Origin of the sequence: Kitasatospora sp. GAS204B (assembly GCF_029892155.1) — a bacterium.
GTDB lineage: Bacteria > Actinomycetota > Actinomycetes > Streptomycetales > Streptomycetaceae > Kitasatospora.
Genome location: NZ_JARZAG010000036.1, coordinates 50,336 through 68,569, shown reverse-complemented (window position 1 = coordinate 68,569; position 18,234 = coordinate 50,336). Strand labels below are relative to the sequence as shown.

The 18,234-nt window shown below is 71.9% G+C and carries 15 protein-coding genes; 6 read left to right on the top strand and 9 right to left on the bottom strand.

Annotated elements, in window-relative coordinates; genetic code table 11:
- Window positions 1-137: 137 nt before the first annotated feature.
- The gene (locus P3T41_RS33170; RefSeq protein ID WP_280694318.1) at window positions 138-1,121 is read left to right on the top strand and encodes a Gfo/Idh/MocA family oxidoreductase; all 984 of its coding nucleotides are present in this window, start codon (window positions 138-140) and stop codon (window positions 1,119-1,121) included.
- 93 nt (window positions 1,122-1,214) lie between these two features.
- Here the strand turns inward: P3T41_RS33170 and katG are convergent, their stop codons facing one another.
- Window positions 1,215-3,446, bottom strand: coding sequence for a catalase/peroxidase HPI (gene katG, locus P3T41_RS33165; RefSeq protein ID WP_280694317.1), 2,232 nt, complete (start codon window positions 3,444-3,446; stop codon window positions 1,215-1,217).
- Window positions 3,447-3,755: 309 nt separating this feature from the next.
- Here katG and P3T41_RS33160 point away from each other — a divergent pair, with 309 nt between their 5' ends.
- Window positions 3,756-4,166, top strand: coding sequence for a transcriptional repressor (locus tag P3T41_RS33160; RefSeq protein ID WP_280694316.1), 411 nt, complete (start codon window positions 3,756-3,758; stop codon window positions 4,164-4,166).
- Between the two features lie 74 nt (window positions 4,167-4,240).
- Here P3T41_RS33160 and P3T41_RS33155 read toward each other — a convergent pair whose 3' ends face one another.
- The 3 genes from P3T41_RS33155 to P3T41_RS33145 are packed head-to-tail and all read right to left on the bottom strand — an operon-like array spanning window position 4,241 to window position 7,463.
- The gene (locus P3T41_RS33155; protein ID WP_280694315.1) at window positions 4,241-5,104 is read right to left on the bottom strand and encodes a hypothetical protein; all 864 of its coding nucleotides are present in this window, start codon (window positions 5,102-5,104) and stop codon (window positions 4,241-4,243) included.
- Window positions 5,101-6,981, bottom strand: coding sequence for a GMC family oxidoreductase (locus tag P3T41_RS33150; protein ID WP_280694314.1), 1,881 nt, complete (start codon window positions 6,979-6,981; stop codon window positions 5,101-5,103). The genes P3T41_RS33155 and P3T41_RS33150 overlap by 4 nt, the downstream gene beginning before the upstream one ends.
- A complete protein-coding gene (locus P3T41_RS33145; RefSeq protein ID WP_280694313.1) occupies window positions 6,978-7,463 on the bottom strand; it encodes a hypothetical protein in 486 nt (161 codons plus the stop codon). Before P3T41_RS33145 ends, P3T41_RS33150 begins: the two co-directional genes overlap by 4 nt.
- 366 nt (window positions 7,464-7,829) lie before the next feature.
- On the opposite strand from P3T41_RS33145, the gene P3T41_RS33140 reads away from it, so the two are divergent.
- Complete coding sequence (locus tag P3T41_RS33140; protein WP_280694312.1) at window positions 7,830-9,434, top strand: NAD(P)/FAD-dependent oxidoreductase; 1,605 nt, start codon at window positions 7,830-7,832, stop codon at window positions 9,432-9,434.
- 66 nt (window positions 9,435-9,500) lie between these two features.
- On the opposite strand, the gene P3T41_RS33135 is transcribed toward P3T41_RS33140, so the two are convergent.
- Entirely contained in the window at window positions 9,501-9,803 is a 303-nt protein-coding gene (locus tag P3T41_RS33135; RefSeq protein ID WP_280694311.1) for a hypothetical protein, read from the bottom strand.
- A 349-nt stretch (window positions 9,804-10,152) separates the two neighbouring features.
- Here P3T41_RS33135 and P3T41_RS33130 point away from each other — a divergent pair, with 349 nt between their 5' ends.
- A complete protein-coding gene (locus P3T41_RS33130; RefSeq protein WP_280694310.1) occupies window positions 10,153-12,030 on the top strand; it encodes a galactose oxidase early set domain-containing protein in 1,878 nt (625 codons plus the stop codon).
- An 83-nt stretch (window positions 12,031-12,113) separates the two neighbouring features.
- Here the strand turns inward: P3T41_RS33130 and P3T41_RS33125 are convergent, their stop codons facing one another.
- Window positions 12,114-12,983 (bottom strand): LLM class F420-dependent oxidoreductase, encoded by an 870-nt coding sequence (locus tag P3T41_RS33125; protein ID WP_280694309.1) that lies wholly within the window; start codon window positions 12,981-12,983, stop codon window positions 12,114-12,116.
- 421 nt (window positions 12,984-13,404) lie between these two features.
- On the opposite strand from P3T41_RS33125, the gene P3T41_RS33120 reads away from it, so the two are divergent.
- The gene (locus P3T41_RS33120; RefSeq protein ID WP_280694308.1) at window positions 13,405-14,385 is read left to right on the top strand and encodes an aldo/keto reductase; all 981 of its coding nucleotides are present in this window, start codon (window positions 13,405-13,407) and stop codon (window positions 14,383-14,385) included.
- A gap of 40 nt (window positions 14,386-14,425) precedes the next feature.
- Here the strand turns inward: P3T41_RS33120 and P3T41_RS33115 are convergent, their stop codons facing one another.
- The 3 genes from P3T41_RS33115 to P3T41_RS33105 all read right to left on the bottom strand — a co-directional run bounded on the left by P3T41_RS33115 (window position 14,426) and on the right by P3T41_RS33105 (window position 17,160).
- Window positions 14,426-15,529: a chitinase gene (locus P3T41_RS33115; protein WP_280694307.1), complete on the bottom strand. Its 1,104-nt coding sequence runs from the start codon at window positions 15,527-15,529 to the stop codon at window positions 14,426-14,428.
- A 201-nt stretch (window positions 15,530-15,730) separates the two neighbouring features.
- Window positions 15,731-16,804: an acyl-CoA desaturase gene (locus tag P3T41_RS33110; RefSeq protein ID WP_280694306.1), complete on the bottom strand. Its 1,074-nt coding sequence runs from the start codon at window positions 16,802-16,804 to the stop codon at window positions 15,731-15,733.
- Window positions 16,805-16,995: 191 nt separating this feature from the next.
- Window positions 16,996-17,160: a hypothetical protein gene (locus P3T41_RS33105; protein WP_280694305.1), complete on the bottom strand. Its 165-nt coding sequence runs from the start codon at window positions 17,158-17,160 to the stop codon at window positions 16,996-16,998.
- Between the two features lie 615 nt (window positions 17,161-17,775).
- On the opposite strand from P3T41_RS33105, the gene P3T41_RS33100 reads away from it, so the two are divergent.
- Window positions 17,776-18,141, top strand: a complete 366-nt coding sequence (locus P3T41_RS33100) for a tetratricopeptide repeat protein (RefSeq protein WP_280694323.1) — start codon at window positions 17,776-17,778, stop codon at window positions 18,139-18,141.
- Window positions 18,142-18,234: the final 93 nt, after the last annotated feature.

Genomic DNA, 18,234 nt, shown 5'->3' with positions numbered 1-18,234 from the left:
GTACGTCCAGTACGAGGACGACTCGGGCGCACGCCCAGCCGGGCGCCCAACGCCGCGGGCTCATCCGAAAAGATCCGCCGTACAGGCCCTAGGGCCTCTCCCGTTCCGCACCGCGCAGACCCCGTAAGGGATTTCCCATGACGCAGCTCCGTATCGGTGTCCTCGGCGCCGCCCGTATCGTCCCCATGGCGCTGGTCCGGCCTGCGGCCCGGGTGCCGGAGGCCGTGGTGGCCGCGATCGCGGCCCGGGATCCGCAGCGGGCCCGCCGGTTCGCGGCCAAGCACGGCATCGCCACGGTCCACGACGGCTACCAGGCGCTGGTGGACGACCCGGAGATCGATGCGGTCTACAACCCGCTGCCGAACGCGCTGCACGCCGAGTGGACGTTGAAGGCGATCGCGGCGGGCAAGCACGTGCTGTGCGAGAAGCCGTTCACCTCGAACGCGGCGCAGGCGCGCGAGGTGGCCGACGCGGCGGCGGCCGCCGGCCTGGTCGTGCTGGAGGCGTTCCACTACCGCTACCACCCGCTGGCCGCCCGGATGCGCGAGATCGTCGACAGCGGCGAACTGGGCACGGTGCGCTCGATCGAGGTGGCGATGTGCTTCCCGCTGCCGAGCTTCAATGACATCCGGTACAGCTACCCGCTGGGCGGCGGCGCGCTGATGGACGCCGGCTGCTACGCGGTGAACTGCCTGCGCCTGCTCGGTGACGGCACGCCCGAGGTGACGACCGCCCGGGCCAAGCTGCGCGGACCGGACATCGACCGGGCGATGACCGCCGAACTGCGGTTCCCGGACGGGTCCGCCGGGCGGATCACCGCGTCCATGTGGTCGGCGAAGGTGCTGGACATCAGCGTCCGGGTGGTGGGCGACCGGGGCGAACTCAAGGTCGTCAACTTCGTCGCCCCGCAGATCTACCACCGCCTGTCGGTGCGGACCGCCGCCGCGCGGCGCCACGAGCGGGTGCGGGGCGAGCAGACCTACACCTACCAACTGCGCGCCTTCGCCGACGCGGTGCTGCGCGATGCTCCGGTGCTGACCTCGGCGGAGGACGCCGTGGTCACCATGACCCTGATCGACGAGATCTACCGCGCCGCCGGGATGCGCCTGCGCGGGGCGTGATCGTGCCCTGTTCCGGAAAGCGGTCCGGAAAGCAGTCCGGAAGCGTCCAGGCCGGCCCTCGCGGGCCGGCCTGGACGCTTGCACCACGAGTGATCAGGCGAGGTCGAACCGGTCGAGCTCCATCACCTTGGCCCAGGCGGCGACGAAGTCGTTGACGAACTTCTCCTCGGCGTCATCGCTCGCGTAGACCTCCGCGACCGCGCGCAGCTCGGAGTTCGAGCCGAAGACGAGGTCGGCGCGGCTGCCGGTCCACTTGACCGCCCCGGTGGCGGCGTCGCGACCCTCGAACGTGTGCGCGTCCTCGGACGTCGCCTGCCAGGTCGTGCCCAGGTCGAGCAGGTTGACGAAGAAGTCGTTGGTCAGCGACCCGGGGGTCTTGGTGAAGACGCCGACCGGCGACTGCTGGTGGTTCGCGCCCAGCACGCGGAGGCCGCCGACGAGGGCCGTCATCTCCGGGGCGCTCAGGTTCAGCAGGTTCGCCCGGTCGATCAGCAGGTACTCGGCCGGCAGCCGGGTGCCCTTGCCGACGTAGTTGCGGAATCCGTCGGCGGTCGGCTCGAGCGCGGCGAACGACTCCACGTCGGTCTGCTCCTGCGACGCGTCCACGCGGCCCGGCGTGAACGGAACCTCGACGTCGAAGCCGGCGTCCTTGGCGGCCCGCTCGACGGCCGCGCCGCCGGCGAGCACGATCAGGTCGGCGAGCGAGACCTGCTTGCCGCCGGTCTGCGCGGCGTTGAAGGTCTGCTGGATCCCCTCCAGGGTGCGCAGCGCCGTCGCCAGCTGGTCGGCGTCGTTGACCTCCCAGCCGCGCTGCGGCTCGAGGCGGATGCGCGCACCGTTGGCGCCACCGCGCTTGTCGCTGCCGCGGAAGGACGAGGCCGCCGCCCACGCGGTGGCCACCAGTTGGGAGACCGGCAGGCCCGAGGCGAGGACCCGACCCTTGAGGGAGGCGACGTCGCCGGCGTCGATGAGCTCGTACGTCACCGCGGGCAGCGGGTCCTGCCACAGCAGCGTCTCGCTCGGGACCTCGGGGCCGAGGTAGCGCGCCACCGGGCCCATGTCGCGGTGGGTCAGCTTGAACCACGCCCGGGCGAAGGCGTCCGCGAGCTCCTCGGGGTGCGCCAGGAAGCGGCGCGAGATCTGCTCGTAGGCCGGGTCGAGCCGCAGCGAGAGGTCGGTCGTCAGCATCGTCGGCGCGTGAGTCTTCGACGGGTCGTGGGCGTCGGGGACGGTGCCCGCGCCGGCGCCGTCCTTCGGCTTCCACTGGTACGCGCCGGCGGGGCTCTTGGTCAGCTCCCACTCGTAGCCGAACAGGGTCTCGAAGAAGCTGTTGTTCCAGGTCACCGGGGTCGGCGTCCAGGCACCCTCGAGACCGCTGGTGATCGCGTCGGCGCCCTTGCCGGTGCCGAAGCTGCTCTTCCAGCCGAGGCCCTGCTGCTCGAGCGGGGCGGCCTCGGGGTCGGGGCCGACGTGGTCGGCCGGGCCCGCGCCATGGGTCTTGCCGAAGGTGTGACCGCCTGCGATCAGGGCGACCGTCTCCTCGTCGTTCATCGCCATCCGGCGGAACGTCTCACGGATGTCGCGGGCCGCGGCGATCGGGTCCGGAGTGCCGTTCGGGCCCTCCGGGTTGACGTAGATGAGGCCCATCTGGACCGCGCCCAGCGGGTCCTCCAGCTCGCGGTCGCCGGTGTAGCGCTCGTCGCCGAGCCAGGTGGTCTCGGGACCCCAGTAGACGTCCTCGTCGGGCTCCCAGACGTCCGCCCGGCCGCCGCCGAAGCCGAAGGTCTCGAAGCCCATCGACTCCAGGGCGACGTTGCCGGCGAGGATCATCAGGTCGGCCCACGAGAGGTTGCGGCCGTACTTCTTCTTGACCGGCCACAGCAGGCGGCGGGCCTTGTCGAGGCTCGCGTTGTCCGGCCAGCTGTTCAGCGGGGCGAAGCGCTGCTGGCCGGCCCCCGCACCGCCGCGGCCGTCGCTGATCCGGTAGGTGCCCGCGCTGTGCCACGCCATCCGGATCATCAGCGGGCCGTAGTGGCCGAAGTCGGCCGGCCACCAGTCCTGCGAGGTGGTCAGCGTCTGCGCGATGTCGCGCTTCACGGCGGGGAGGTCCAGGCTCGTGAACGCCTCGGCGTAGTCGAATTCCTCGCCGAGCGGGTTGGCCACGGCGGGGTTCTTGGCGAGGATCTTCAGATTGAGCCGATCCGGCCACCACTGGCGGTTTCCGCCGCCCTGAGTCGGGTGCGGGGCCCGCCCGTGCGCGACCGGGCAACCTCCCGCGCCCTCCGCCTTCGCGTCTGTGACGATTGCATCATGGTTCTCAGACATGGGATTCCTTCCGGACCAAGCGGATCATGGTGCTCAGTAACTGCGGACGGTGGAGCAGTCGGGGCACAGGACGCAGTATGTGACTCGGCCTCGTCGATCGAGCGGAACCGGGCCGTACTGTCGTCCGGTCCGCTGCGGGGGTGCCGTGCTGGTGCCGTACTGGAGTCTTCCTACCCCTTGGCTATCGCCAAAACCGATCCTACGATTGACCGAGTCCAAGTCAAGAAGAGCGTCAACTCCATACCTCATCGGAAACCGGACAGTACTGGTAGGGACAGCCGTCCACCGGACCTGAATAGGTGAGCTGATATGAGTGACCTGCTGGAGCGACTGCGGAGGCGTGGCTGGCGGATGACCTCCCAGCGGCGTGTCGTGGCGGAGGTGCTCGACGGCGACCACGTGCATCTCACGGCCGACGAGGTGCACGCCCGCGCGGCCCGGCGGCTGCCCGAGATCTCCCGCGCGACCGTCTACAACACCCTGGGCGACCTGGTCTCCATCGGCGAGGTCACCGAGGTCTCGACCGACGGCCGGGCCAAGCGCTACGACCCCAACGCGCACCGCCCGCACCAGCACCTGGTCTGCTCCAACTGCGGCACCATCCGCGATGTCCACCCGACCGGCGATCCGCTGGCCGACCTCCCGGCGGAGGAGCGGTTCGGTTTCACCGTGTCCGAGGCCGTGGTCACCTACCGGGGGCTGTGCGCGGCCTGCGCCTGACCGGGGCCTGATGAGGACAGCGGTCCGGCCGGCCCTGGCGTGGCAGACCGCCGGGACCGGCCGGACGGCTTCGCTCAGCGGGGCTGGCGGCTCGGCAGGTAGTAGGGGTGGTTGTGGGCGGCGACGGGCGCCGACTGGTAGGTCCAGGCGGCCACCGCGGGCGCCCGCCCGATCAGGGTGCTCAGGTGTTCGCCGATCTCTGACGCCTCGTCATGCACCGTGAGCAGCACCCGCTCAGCATCCTGCGCCGCCAACGGGTGGTACTGGTAGGGCTGGTAGACGTTCATCGGGCCGGCCAGCGGGCGCCCGTCCGGATCGGTGCCGTAGCCGGTGATGGGCGTGTTGTTGACCGGCGTGCGGGCCAGTCCCGCGAGGTCGGCGTCGAAGGAGAACAGGCCCTCGGGCCGGCGGTCGAGACCGTCGCCGCCCTCGGTGAACGCGGCCCGCTTGCAGGTCACCGACCACGCCTCGCCCGCCGGGCCGTTGAGGGAGGGCATGGTGGACTCGAACCAGGCCGGGTACTTCGGCTCGCCGTAGAGCCTGGTGCCCGCGTCGATGGCCAGCGGGTTGTCGCAGAGCACGTGCAGCCGGGCGATCCCGAGGAGCTTGGTCTGGTCGCGGCCGTCGGCGAACTGACGGTACGTCAGGCTCGCCAGGCGATCGGCGCAGGCGGTGGGATGGGCGATGACGCTGAACTCCACCTCCTGGGTGATGCCGGCGCCGTTCGCGTACTGGGCGAAGTACAGCTGGTAGTTGAGCGTGGCGCAGGCCCGGCCGTCGAACTCGGCGAGTGTCAGGTCGGGATGGCGCTTGGCGAGCAACTCCCGCGCCGGGGCGGGGTCGACCAGGTAGTCGAGTCCGATGTTGTGCAGGGCCCCGTAGTGGAACGGGAGTTGGTAGGGAGCAGCGACGGGCGGCAGGGTCAGGTCGGGGTTCATCGGGCGGGTTGCTCCTCGCTGGGGATGTCCCCGGCCGACGGCTGGGGGAGGGTGACGGCACGGCGGGCCCGGGTCAGGTCGCGGTCGATCTGCTCGGCGCTGCGCAGGGTGAGGGCGGCCATGGTGAGGGTGGGGTTGGAGGTGCCGAGCGAGGGCATGCTGCCGCAGCCCACGGCATAGAGGTTGGGGTGGTCCCAACAGCGCTGCCAGGAGTCGACCACGGAGTCGGCGGGGCGGTGGCCCATGACGTGCGTGCCGCCGCCGTGGCCGGCGCCCCGGTAGACGTACGGGCGGCCCTGGTACTCGAACCAGCCCGGTGTGCTCGGCCCGGGCAGGTAGGCGGTGTGGTCCTCGGCTCCGAGCAGGGCGAAGATCTGGTCGGAGACCGCCTTGGCGGCCGCCATCCCGGCCTTGACGTGCTCGGACAGGTCGTAGGCGAGCACCGGACGCGGGTTGCCGAGCTGGTCCCGGTGGCGGTGGTCGAGGGTGACGCGGTTGCCGGGCTCGGCGCTCTGCTCCACCTCGAACTGCAGGGCGAACTGGCGGCCCACCCGGTCGCCGAGCACCCGGCGCAGGTCCTTTCCGAAGAGCCCCAGCCCGTTCGGTGCGGCCGGGTCGCCGGTGCCCAGGACGGCCGCGACCTCGTCGTCGGGCGGGGCGGCCGCCCAGCCCCAGCCCCAGTTACCGATCTCGATCCGGAACGGCGCGCGGTCCGCCCGGGTGGGTCCGAAGCGGAAACCCTCCAGTCCGGAGGTGGAGCCCGGGCCGCGGTAGGCGCCGATCGGCTGCGGCATCAGGCCCCAGGTGAGCAGGACCGGATGGTCCATCAGGTTGCGGCCGACCTGGTCGCTGGAGTTGGCCAGGCCGGAGGCGAGCAGCAGCCGGGCGTTCTCGATCGCGTGCGCGGCCAGCACGACGATCTCGGCGTGCGCCGTGTGCACGGTGTGGGCGGGGCGGTGCGGGTCCTGGTAGCGCTGGTACTCCACGCCCACGGCCCGGCCGCCGGAGTCCACCAGGACGCGGCTGACCACGGCGCGGGTGAGCAGGGCGACGGACGGCGCCCAGCGGGCCTGGGTCCGCGCGGGGGTGTACTTCGCACCGGTCGGGCAGACCGGGATGCAGCTGGCGCTGCCGGCGCAGGCCGGTCCGTACGCGCTGCTCGGCTCGCTGTTGCGCCCGTGCGGCGTGCCCACCACGCGAAGCTCGGTCGGGCCGGGCGCGGTCGGATCCTTGACCTTCCGGCCGTCCAGCCGCGCGGCCAGCACCCGGTCGAGGTGGCTGGCGGGGATCGGGGCCATCGGGAACGCGTAGCCGTCGGCGAACGGCAGGCCGACCGCGTCCCGCTGTTCGGCGACATCGGCGGCGACCCCGATCTCCCGCTCGGCCGCCCGGTAGTAGGGCTCCAACTCCGGGTAGCCGATGGGCCAGTCGCGGCCGTAGCCGAAGTCCTCGGTGTGGAAGTCCTCCGGGTGCATGCGCGGGGTCAGCCCCGTCCAGGCGGTCCCGGTGCCGCCCTTGACCCGCAGGTAGCCGCTGGCGTACGGCAGCGGGCCGCGCTGGACGAAGTACCCGTCGGCGCGGAACCCGCCGCCGGCCAGACCCGCGAGGTCCAGCACCTCGGGCGAGGGGACCAGGGCGTTGCCGGCGATGGCGGCGCTGGGCACCTTCGCGAGCGCCCGCTGGAACCTCGCGACGTCGGCCTCGTGTCCGCCGGCGGCCCCGTGCTCGCCGGCCCGGTCGCTCGCGTCGACGCCGGCCTCCAGCACCAGGACCCGGCGTCCCCGCTCCCCCAGTCGCTTGGCCAGCAGTGACCCGGCGATGCCGGCCCCCACCACGATCACGTCGTACCGCTCAGGGCGGGCTGTCTCCAGGCTCACCGTCGCGCTCCTTCCACGGTCGCGGCGCGAGCGGCCCGGGCCGGCGAGGGGTCGGTCGCCAGTGGCGGTCCGGCCGCTGGTGGCGGTCCCGCCGGCGCCGGCGGTTCGGCCCAGCTGCCGAAGCCCGGCGCGTGCGTGCCGGGCGCGTGGCTGCCCATGGCCCGCCACAGCAGCCCCTGCGCGTACGCCGCCGCCGACGGCCGCACGGGCGCCTGGTCGCCCGGCTGCCCAGGGAGCCCCGGCCACACCCCCAGGTACCAGAGGTGGCAGAGCGCCCGCGCGACCTCCAGCAGTGCCGGATCGGCCAGGCCCCGCGGATCGCCACCCGCCTCGGCCAGCGCCTCGGCCAGGCGCCCCAGCGTGGTGTCGCCGAGTTGCCGGAGCACCAAGGCGCGGTAGGTCTCGACCATCCCGGTCTCGGCCAGCTCCGCCGCCTCGAAGCCCGTCAGCGCGACCGACAGTCGCACGAAGTCCGCACCCACGCCCCAACTCCCCCCTGCGGCCGGGCTCCGACCGCGAGTCCCGGATCATGGTCATGCCATGGTGATCCCTCAGTGATCCCTTCCTCGGAAGCGCCGGCTTCATGCATGAACCCGAGCTCTGGATCAACTGGCGCTCGCAGAACCCGAGGTGACGCCGCGTTCGACGGCGGCCTCGCGATCCGAGGGTGACCTCCGGGCCCTCGCTCCCGTTCTTCAGGCGTGACTCCGGCGGCAGCTCGCCGGAGTCACGCTCAGCCGAGCTGCCACCGGAGTGGCTCGCTCGGCAGCGCACACCGAACGCGACGGAGAGACGGCCCAGATGAGCGAGACCCAGCTGACCGCGACGAACGCCACAGGACCGGAACTGTGATCCCGGCGCAGGCCACTAGGCCGAGCGAACGCGTGGACGCCGTGGTCGTCGGCGCCGGGTTCTCCGGCATCGGCGCCGCCATCCGGCTGCGCCAGGCCGGATTCCGCAACGTCCTCGTCCTGGAGAAGGCGTCGCAACTCGGCGGCACCTGGCGGGAGAACACCTATCCGGGCTGCGCCTGCGACGTGCCCTCGACGCTCTACAGCTACTCGTTCGCGCCGGACACCGCGTGGAGCAGGATCTTCGCCGGACAGCGTGAGATCCACGCCTACCTGCGGGCGACGGCCGAACGGCACCGGATCGACGAGGTGTTGCGCTGCGGAGTGGAGGTCCGGGGAGCCCGGTGGGATCCGGCGGCCGGGTGCTGGCGGCTGGAGACCAGCGACGGGCCCTACAGCGCCGCCGTCCTGGTCCTGGCCACCGGGCCGTGGCACCTCCCGCGCGAGCTCGACGTCCCCGGCGTCGAGGAGTTCGACGGGCCGGTCCTGCACACCGCCCGGTGGGACGAGAGCATCGATCTGACGGGCCGTCGGGTGGCCGTGGTGGGCAGCGGCGCCTCCGCCGTCCAACTCGTCCCGGCCATCGCGGATCGGGCAGCGGCCGTGCACCTCTTCCAGCGGACCGCCCAGTGGGTCCTGCCCAAGCCCGATCTGCCGGTACCCGCGGCGGTCAACCGGCTGCTGGACCGCCTGCCCGGTGCCCGGCGCGCCCTGCGCGCCGGGCAGTACGCCTTGCAGGAGGGCTTCAACTACGCCTTCCGCCACCCCCGGCTCGCCCGCCTGCTCGAGGTGGGAGCCCGTGCACAGCTGCAGCTCGCGGTCGGCGACCCGTGGCTGCGCCGGGCACTCACCCCGGACTACCGGCTGGGCTGCAAGCGGCTGCTGACCTCCAGCACCTTCTACCGCGCCCTGGCCCAGCCGCACGTCCGCCTGCACCCCACCGCCGTTGCGGCCGTGCACGGCAACGAGATCGTCGGCGCCGACGGCACCGCGGTCCAGGCGGACGTCCTCATCACGGCCACCGGCTTCCGGATCGGCGAACTTCCGCTGGCCCAGAGCCTGTACGGCCTCGACGGCCGGACCCTGGGCGCAGTCTGGGACGGCGAGCCGCAGGCGTACCTGGGCACCACCGTCACCGGCTTCCCCAACCTGTTCCTGCTGCTGGGGCCCAACCTGCTCGGCGGTTCCACCTCCGCGATCACCGTCCTGGAGGCCCAACTGAGCTACCTCACCGCTGCCTTGGCCCAGCTCGACCGGCGAGGGCGGCAGGCCCTGGAGATCGACGCGGCCACCCAGGCCGCGCACAACGCCGCGGTACAGGAGGCGTTGCGGACCACCGTCTACAACTCCGGTGGCTGCAGCAGCTACTACTTCAGCCCGAGCGGGCGCAACACCTTCGCCTGGCCGTGGTCCACCGGGCAACTCGTGCGCCAACTGGGCCACTTCGACCCCGCCGCCTACAACTGGCATACGGCGACCGGACCCGCGCCGCTGCCCGCGGTGGCCCTGCCCGCTGTGACGCTGCCCGCTGTGACCCTGCCCGCTCCGGGCAAGGCACCGGACGACAACCGGACGGCTCCGGCCCGGGGAGAGCCGCGGTGACATGCGGCCGGCCCACCCGCGCGAGAATCCGGCGCGGGCGGGCCGGCCCAGGAGGGCGCCCGTCGATCAGGCCATGGTGCTCGACTCGCCCTCGGTGCAGACGACCTGGAGCGTGAGATCGGCCGGCTCGGCACCGTTGCCGGCGGCTGACAGGTCCTGCTTGCGGACCGCCACGATCCAGCCGGTGGCGTCAGCGGTGGGCCGGCTCGTCAGGACGTCGGCCGGGGTCGACTCGAGGTGCCGCCCGGACCCGGGAGAGACGCTGAAGCCGCCGCCCATGACGTTCTCCTCCGGCGGACACATCAGCGTCCGCTCGGTGCCGTCAGCACCGTTCTTGATGACCTCTCCGCTGACCGTGTGTGGCTGCATGGCCCTCCTCACGGGGCTTGCCGCCGCACTGGTGCCGGTGATGACCACGAGCAGTGCGGCACCTACGGCAGCGACCGTGCTGATGCGGGTGGTGCTGATCACTGGAGCGTTCCCTTCCGCCGAGCGGGTTTTGGGGTCATCTCAGCACGGGGCCGGCCAATTCCACTGGCCGACACGCAACGTGATGAGCAGTCGGTGAATCCATTCGGCGTTCTCCGGTGGACAAAGGCGTGTCTGCATGCGAACGGATTCCCGAAGTGGTTCTCTGATGACCGTCAGCCACCGTCCCGCGCGACGCCCTGGCTGCCGTAGGCCCATGCGCCCCATGCAACCCCATGCAAGGAGTTCCATGTCCCGCAGGAGACTGTCAGCGGCGTTCGCGGCCGGCGCCGCCGCCCTCGCCCTGACCACCACAGCCGTACTGACCACACCGCTGTCGGAAGCCCCCGCCTTCGCCGCCGACCAGCCCGGCGGTTTCCGCGCGCTGCGCATCACTCCCGAACAGCTGAGAGGGGAGGTGCGCTCCGACGAGGTGGCGGTCTTCGGCCAGTCCACCGCCGAGTCGATGGCCAGGGACCGGATCGGCCTGCGGGCCGTCGGCGAGTACCCGGACCCGATCCGGACGATGCGGTTCAAGTCGCTGACCGACTCGCAGGCCGCGCTCAACGCCAAGTTCACCGACACGGCGAAGTTCGGGCGCTTCACCGACTACTTCAAGTCCCCGGACTTCGGTGACCACGTCGCCCTGCTGCCCACCGGCAAGGTGCTGCTGTTCTCCTTCGAGCGCATCGAGACCAACCCGCAGAAGGAGCCGGCCCCGACCCAGACCATCGGGAAGGAGAACGCCGGCCGCGCGTACCTGTGGGATCCGAGCAAGGGCACCGGCCCTGACGCGTTCAAGGCCGTCCCGCCGCCCACCGTCAACCTGGACGACGGCAAGAACGAACCGCGCCCCGCACCGCTCTTCTGCGCGGGGCACTCCTACCTGCCCAACGGCATGGTCGGCGTCTTCGGCGGCAACTTCGGCGGCAACAACGGCGCCGGGGCCAGGTTCTCGATGGTGTTCGACCCCTGGAAGGAGACCTGGCTGCAGCAGCAGGACATGGCGGTCGGCCGCTGGTACCCGAGCGTGGTCACCACCTCGGACGGCCGGCAGCTGATCATGTCGGGCCAGACCGAACTGGGTTGGGGCACGCCCACCCCGCTCATCGAGCGCTTCCCGGTGAACACCTCCGACGTCCCCTACGGCGAGAACTTCACCGCGAACAACCCCGTGTACCAGTGGAAGAACGCGGACGCGCCCTACCGGATGGACTATCCGCACCTGTTCGCGCTGAACGACGGCAAGGTCTACGGCTTCGGCCGCGACGCCGACCAGCAGTTCCTGTTCGATCCGGCCAAGGAGACCCGCAGCCAGCTGCCCAACCGCCCGGACGGCGGCCTGCGGATGTACGGCTCCGCCGTCGCGCTGCCGAACGGCACCGCCGGCCCGAACTCCGTCATGGTCCTGGGCGGCAACCACGACGACAAGAACACCTACCGGTTCGCGGGCGGCCGGTGGACCACGGACACCCCGCGGGCGTTCGGCCGCGCCCAGGACGACACGCTCATCCTGCCCAACGGCCAGCTGTTCACCGTCAACGGCTCCTACGGCATCCGCGACTACGGCTTCGGGGACTACAACCCCAACGCCGACCTGAAGTACCGCCAGACCGAGATGCGCGCCGCGAACGGCACCTGGACGCTCGGCCCGGCCGAGCGCCTGCCGCGCGGCTACCACTCCAACGCGGTGCTGCTGCCGGACGGCCGGATCATGGTGACGGGTGACGAGCTCCAGCAGCTCGCCAGCAACCCGGACATCAAGGACCCGAACGCGAACGGCACCATCGAGATCTACGAGCCGCCGTACCTGTTCCAGGGCCCGCGTCCGGAGCTGACCAGCGTCCCGAACACCCCGGTCGGCTACAACCACTACTTCCCGGTGGGCACCACCTCGACCGGGATCAGCAAGGCCGTCCTGGTCGCGCCGATCACGTCGACCCACTCGGTGGACACCAGCCAGCGGTACATCGAGCTGCCGATCGCCAACACCGGCCGCAACCAGCTCCTGCTGAAGTCGCCCACGAGCGCCGAGGCGGCCACCCCCGGCGTCTACATGCTCTTCCTGCTCAACGACAAGGGCGTGCCCAGCATGGCCAAGTGGGTCCAGCTCGACCCGAACGCCTGACCCGCACCCCGCTCTCCGGTCCTGCCGTGTCCTACTCTGCCCTGGCTGGTCTCCCCGACGGCGACCAGCCAGGGCAGGGCTGCTCACGGAGCATGGGCGAGCCACTGGTCGGCGAGGGCGCCCACCCAGCCGGCGGCCGCCTCCGGCCTCGCCGGTGGCGCGTCGACCACGACCAGTTCGGTCACGCCGGCTTCGGCCAGGCCGGGGAGCAGCTCGGGGGCGCCGTCGCTCAGCGCGACCGCGACGGTCAGCTCGTCCACCCGACGGCCCTGCCGTTCGCAGTACCCGGCAAGGGCGCTGAGGCGCTCCGCGACGGTGGCGGCCGGGAGGTTGAAGCCGTACCAGCCGTCCCCGAGGGCGGCGGTCCGGCGCAGGGCCGCGTCGCTGTTGCCGCCCACCACGATCGGCAGCCGTCGCCCCCGCACCGGCTTGGGATTGACCCGGATCGCCTCGAAGCGCACGAACTCCCCGTCGAACGAGGCGACGTCCTGCGACCACAGCGCACGCATCGCGGTGATGTACTCGGCGGTACGCCGACCACGCCGGGCGAAGGGCACCCCGAGCGCGGCGAACTCCTCGGCGGACCAGCCGACGCCGACGCCGAGGGTGAGCCGCCCCGCCGAGAGCACGTCCAGCGTCGCGGCCTGCTTGGCCACCACCACCGGATGGTGCTCGGGCAGCAGCAACACGCCCGTGGCCAGGCCGATCCGGCCGGTCACGGCCGCGGCGAAGCTCAGGGTGAGCAGCGGGTCCAACCAGTCGGCGGGGGCGGGGATCGGGATCCTCCCGTCGGCGGAGTACGGGTAGCGGGACATCGGGTCGTCGACCAGCACCACATGCTCGCCCACCCACAGCCTCGCGAACCCGCGAGCCTCGGCGGCTGCCGCCACCGCACGGATCACCTCCGGCCGAGCGCCGTTCCCGATGCCCAAGGCGTGCAGGCCGATCCGCATCCGTGCCACCTCCTGAGGCCGCAGCGCCGCGCCACCGCACCGCCGCGCCGACAGGGGCCCGAACGACCAGCGTATCGAGGGTTCGGACGGCCGGCCACGCGAGCGGACGTTCCCCTTCGGCAGAGCCGAACTGCCAATCATGCGAATCCAGTTGACCGTGGCCGGACGTCAGAGCAGCTTCCCTCGTCAAGCAGGGAAGCTTTCCTGACGGGAACTCCTCCCTCACGGGAGGGAACGCACATGAACAGATCGGCCAGAACACCGGGTACGCCCAGCAGCCGTTCGATCTGTCCGGCTACGCGGGGCAGACGGTGACGCTGAAGTTCACCGGGCGTGGCAGCGGCGTGGCAGCGGCGTGGTCCGCCGGGCGACGCGGGTACGGTGGCGGGAAACGTCACCTCCGAGCAGGGAGCACCCGCCCGTGTCCTTCGAGCACCTCGTTGCCGCCGCACCGACACCTCGGTTCGGGCTGGGCCTGGCCGCGCTGGGCCGGCCCGGCTACATCAACCTCGGCCGGACCGAGGACCTCCCGGTCGAGCGCACGGTGTCCGCGATGCGCGATCGCGCCTTCGAGGTGCTCGACGCCGCGTACGCGCAGGGCGTGCGCTACCTGGACGCGGCCCGGTCCTACGGCCGTGCGGAGGAGTTCCTCGCCGAGTGGCTGGACCGCCGCCCCGAGGCCCGGGACGTCGTGGTCGGCAGCAAGTGGGGCTACACCTACACGGCCGACTGGCGGGACGACGCGGAGGTGCACGAGGTCAAGGACCACAGCGTGCAGACCTACGACCGCCAGCTGATCGAGAGCCGCAACCTGCTCGGCAAGCGGCTGGACCTCTACCAGATCCACTCCGTCACGCCGGACAGCCCCGCACTCACCGACCCCGCGCTGCACCGCAGGCTGGCCCGGCTCGGCGCCGAGGGCGTGCTCATCGGCCTGTCCACCAGCGGTCCGTCCCAGGCGGACGCCATCCGTGCCGCGCTCACCATCCGGGTGGACGGCGCGCCGCTCTTCCGCAGCGTGCAGGCCACGTACAACCTGCTCGAACCCTCGGCCGGCGCGGCCCTCGCCGCGGCGCACGAGGCCGGCTGCGTCGTCATCATCAAGGAGGGCATGGCCAACGGACGCCTCGCCGGGGGCCCCGCCGACGCGGCGTCGACCGCCGTCCTGCAGCAGGTGGCCAAGGAGGCGGGCACCAGCTGCGACGCGGCCGCCCTGGCCGCTGTCCTCCACCAGCCCTGGGCGGACGTGGTGCTGTCCGGCGCGGCCACCGTCGAGCAGCTCACCAGCAACCTGCGGGCCGCCACCGTCCAGCTCGACGCGGAGCAGCTCACCCGGCTCGCCACGCTGGCCGAGCCTGCCGGCGCGTACTGGCAGCACCGGTCGCAGCTGCCCTGGAGCTGACCGCAACCTGCCAGGGGCCGGCGGTCGGTGCCGCAAGGGGTCAACCGGGCAGCTGCCAGGGATGGTTGACGGTGCCGGCGGCGCCCGTACCGCCGGCACCGGTCACGGCGTTGAAGGTGCCGGAGAACTGGTACGGGCGCTGCGCGGTGCCGCTGCAGGCGTCGGAGAGGGTGCCGGTGCTCGCGCAGGCCTGGTCGCGGCCGAGTGCCCAGAACGACAGCTCCTGGATGCCGTTGGCTGCCGCGAACCTCTCCAGGGTGGTGGCGTCGTCGGCGCTGAAGACCTCGTTGGTGGCGTCGTTGACCCCGATCATCGGCGTGTTGCCCTCCATCGCCCAGAGCTGGGTGGAGGTCTTGGCGCTCCAGATCCGGCCGAGCTGGTCGTGCAGCGCGCTCGCGGCACCGGTGGCGGCCTGCCCCATGTCCAGCGAGTCGCCGTAGTCCATGGTCATGATGTTGACCAGATTGACGTTCAGGCCCTCGCTCCGGGCGTTGCCCAGCAGGCTCAGCGCGTTGGCGCTCAGGCCGTTCGGGTTCACCGGCAGGGTGTAGTCCACGTCCAGCGTCCGGCCGTCGGCGGCGTACTGCTGCTGGAGGTTGGCCAGGGCCTGGTCGCGCCGGTCGTTGGCGTCGGTGTCGTCCAGCGCGGCGCCCTCGATGTCCAGGTCGATCCTGGTCAGGTTGAGCGTGTCGATCACCTGCTCGTACTGGGCCTGGAGCGAGGGGACGTCGGGACACGCCTGGGCCAACTCGGTGCCGGCCGCCCCGCCGAAGGAGGCGATGACATCGCCGCCGGCGGCGCGCAGGCTGTTGATGGCGCCGGTCCAGCTCGCGTCGTCGACGGCGTCGTCGCCGTTGAAGGTGGCGTTGCAGCTGCCGTCGCTGAGGACGAAGGCCAGCGTGAAGTACTTCAGACCGGTGGCCGACTGGACGGCGGTCATGGCCGAGGGGGCGTTCCACGTCTCGACGTAGGGTGCGGCGTACTGCGCCGGGAAGCCGGGGCCGGGTTTGGCCGCGGTGTGCGCGGTGTGCGCGGCCTGCGCGGCGTGTGAGGCCGTGCTGCCGCCGAGCAGCAGCGCGGTCGCGGCGAGCGCGACGGCAGCTGCCGGCAGCCTCCTTCGGGCGCGGGATCCGTATCGGGGCATGGTGGGTCCTCCAGCCGGCCGCAGGGCAGAGAGTCGAACTGATGGACCGTCAGTCGGCAGCTGGGGCAGCGGACTTCGCATCCAGAACGTGAACGCGAAGCACCGTTCCTTCGCCGCCTGGTTCAAGGCTTGATTGAACTGGTGCCGCATGGCCGCGTCAAGGATCCGGGCCGATGCCCGCCGGCACCGTTCTGATCACCGCTACTGCGCCGACCGCAGCGGTGCGCCCACCTCGTGCATGTGGCGAAACGCCTGCCGGTAGGAGTCGAGCAGTGACGTCTCGGCGTACGGGATCCCGACGGCCGCGCAGTGGGCCCGGACCAGCGGCTGGGCGAGCCGCAGGTGGGGCCGCGGCATGTTGGGGAACAGGTGGTGCTCGATCTGGTAGTTGAGGCCGCCGAGCGCCCAGTCGGTGACCAGGCCGCCGCGCACGTTGCGGGAGGTGAGCACCTGGCGGCGCAGGTGGCCCCAGCCTTCGCCGTCCGGGTCGGGCATCTCCATGCCCTTGTGGTTCGGGGCGAAGGTGAGGCCGAGGTGCAGGCCGAACAGGGCATGGTGCACCAGGGCGAAGACCAGGGCCCGGCCCGGGGAGAGCACGCTCAGCAGCAGCGCCGCGTAGCCGACCAGGTGGGCCACCAGGAGCAGCCCCTCGACGGCGCGTTCGCGCGGCGCCTGGCGCTTGAGGTCCTGGAACCCGTACACCTTCAGCGCGATGCCCTCCAGCAGCAGCATCGGCAGGAACAGCCGGGCCTGGTTGCGGGTGAGCCAGCGGGCGAAGCCCGCGCGCTGCTCGGCCTGCTGCTGGGTCCAGACGAGCGCGCCGACGCCCACGTCCGGGTCCTTGTCGACATGGTTGGGGTTGGCGTGGTGACGGTTGTGCTTGTCGTTCCACCAGCCGTAGCTCAGCCCGAGCAGCAGGTTGCTGTGCAGCAGGCCGACGGCTCGACCGGCCCGCTTGCCACGGGTGATCTGGGCGTGGCCCGCGTCGTGCCCGAAGAAGGCGGTGCGCGCCCACAGGACGGCCAGCGGCACGGCGAGCAGCACGGTCCACCAGGAGTCGCCGACGAGCACCATGGCCGCGACCGTGCCGGCCAGGGCCAGCAGGTTCGCCGTGGTGCCGGCCGCGTACCAGCCGATCCGGCGGTCGAGCAGACCCTGCTCCCGGACCGCCCGCAGCAGGGGTGCGAAGTCGCTGCCCGCACGGGGTTCGGCAGTGCTGGTCGGAGTGGTGCTGGTCGGAGTGGTACTGGTCAGGGTCGTGCTGGCGTGTGGCATGGCGTCTCCGGCCGGTCGTCGTCCCCCGCAGTGACCTGCGCTGACCCCATGAAACGTACGGACGCGGCACCTTCGACGACCATGACGGCACCACCCCGAAGCCGCCGGGGGCAGCCCCCGGGGCAGGGTGGTGCTAGCCCTACCGTCCGGTCCTGGTCCGGTCCTGGTCCGGCAAGGTCATTGACTACCGGTCAGCGGCCCCGGCTCCGGGCGTGCCGCAGCCCGGCCCGCGCGGCTTTCGCACCCGCCGTCGCGGCGACGGCACCGGCAACGGCGGCCCAGGCTCCCGCCGCGGCGGCGACGGCGCCGCAGGTGGCGGCCGCTCGCGTGGCCCAGCGGGTGTACGTGTCGTCCATCTCGGCTCTCCTCGCGACAAGGGGGCAGCGCCCCAGGCCGACCCCTCCCCCACCAGCATGCGCGACGAGAAGCGGATCGCCTCGTGGTGCCAGGCGGCAGCACCCCGCCGTCCCTGGCGACTACCGGCTGGCATATGCCGCGCCAGCCTGCACAGACGCCGCCCGGCGCGCCGGACGGGCCGGCGGACGGGCCCGGCCGGCGGACGAAGGATCCGGGCCGGACGACCTGATGGCCGGAACAGGACCCAGGAGTCCCAGCCGGTCTTGTGAGGCGCGATTCCTCCGCACAGACTCCATCACACAGAATCTGACCGAACGTGATCACTCCGTTTCCGTCCGTGGCCCTTGGGGCCCCTGAGGTCGACAGCGAACGACGCGTCATCCTCGCGGGAAGGGTGAGTCGTATCAGTGCCGCTGTTTCTTGAAGAGCACGAGGCCCTCGACTCCGCACATCGAGAGCAGTTCGCGGACACGGGATATCGGGCGGCTGATCGTGGGGAATCAGACGGTGAAGTTGATGGTTCAACCAGCCGAGGGCGAGGCAGCAGCCGACACCCTGGCACCACACCGGGAGGAGTTCTCGTGACCGTCCACTTCAACGCCTGGACCCCCGAGCTGCCGCCGTTCGACGGCGAGAACGGCTCGACCCGCACGGAGACCGTCACCGAGCGCTGGGCACGGGCGGAGCTGTTCTTCGACGCCAAGGACTACACCGAGGCGGCGCGCCTGCTCGCCACCATCGTCGAGCGGGTCCCCGAGCAGGTCGCCCCCCGGCTGCTGCTGGCCCGCGCCTACTACCACTCGGCGCAACTGCGGCGCGCCGAGGAGCAGTTGCGCGAGGTGATCGCGCGCGACCCCGTCGAGCACTACGCCCATCTGATGCTGGGCCGCACCCTGGAGCGCCAGGGCCGCGCCGCCGAGGCCGCGCCCTGGCTGCGCATGGCCGCCGCCTTCACCGGCGAGGCCGCTGCGCGGAGTTGAACCATCGGCGCCCCGACCGGGCTCACCGCCCGGCGGGCGCCGACCCGATCTCGACCACAGGGGCCCACTCGGGCAACACTCTTGCTGGAGGGC

Coding starts and splice junctions, on each gene's coding strand:
- P3T41_RS33135 (WP_280694311.1), bottom strand. CDS start 9,803: ATGCAGCCACACACGGTCAGCGGAGAGGTCATCAAGAACGGTGCTGAC.
- P3T41_RS33130 (WP_280694310.1), top strand. CDS start 10,153: ATGTCCCGCAGGAGACTGTCAGCGGCGTTCGCGGCCGGCGCCGCCGCC.
- P3T41_RS33155 (WP_280694315.1), bottom strand. CDS start 5,104: ATGAACCCCGACCTGACCCTGCCGCCCGTCGCTGCTCCCTACCAACTC.
- P3T41_RS33110 (WP_280694306.1), bottom strand. CDS start 16,804: ATGCCACACGCCAGCACGACCCTGACCAGTACCACTCCGACCAGCACC.
- P3T41_RS33125 (WP_280694309.1), bottom strand. CDS start 12,983: ATGCGGATCGGCCTGCACGCCTTGGGCATCGGGAACGGCGCTCGGCCG.
- P3T41_RS33170 (WP_280694318.1), top strand. CDS start 138: ATGACGCAGCTCCGTATCGGTGTCCTCGGCGCCGCCCGTATCGTCCCC.
- P3T41_RS33115 (WP_280694307.1), bottom strand. CDS start 15,529: ATGCCCCGATACGGATCCCGCGCCCGAAGGAGGCTGCCGGCAGCTGCC.
- P3T41_RS33160 (WP_280694316.1), top strand. CDS start 3,756: ATGAGTGACCTGCTGGAGCGACTGCGGAGGCGTGGCTGGCGGATGACC.
- P3T41_RS33105 (WP_280694305.1), bottom strand. CDS start 17,160: ATGGACGACACGTACACCCGCTGGGCCACGCGAGCGGCCGCCACCTGC.
- katG (WP_280694317.1), bottom strand. CDS start 3,446: ATGTCTGAGAACCATGATGCAATCGTCACAGACGCGAAGGCGGAGGGC.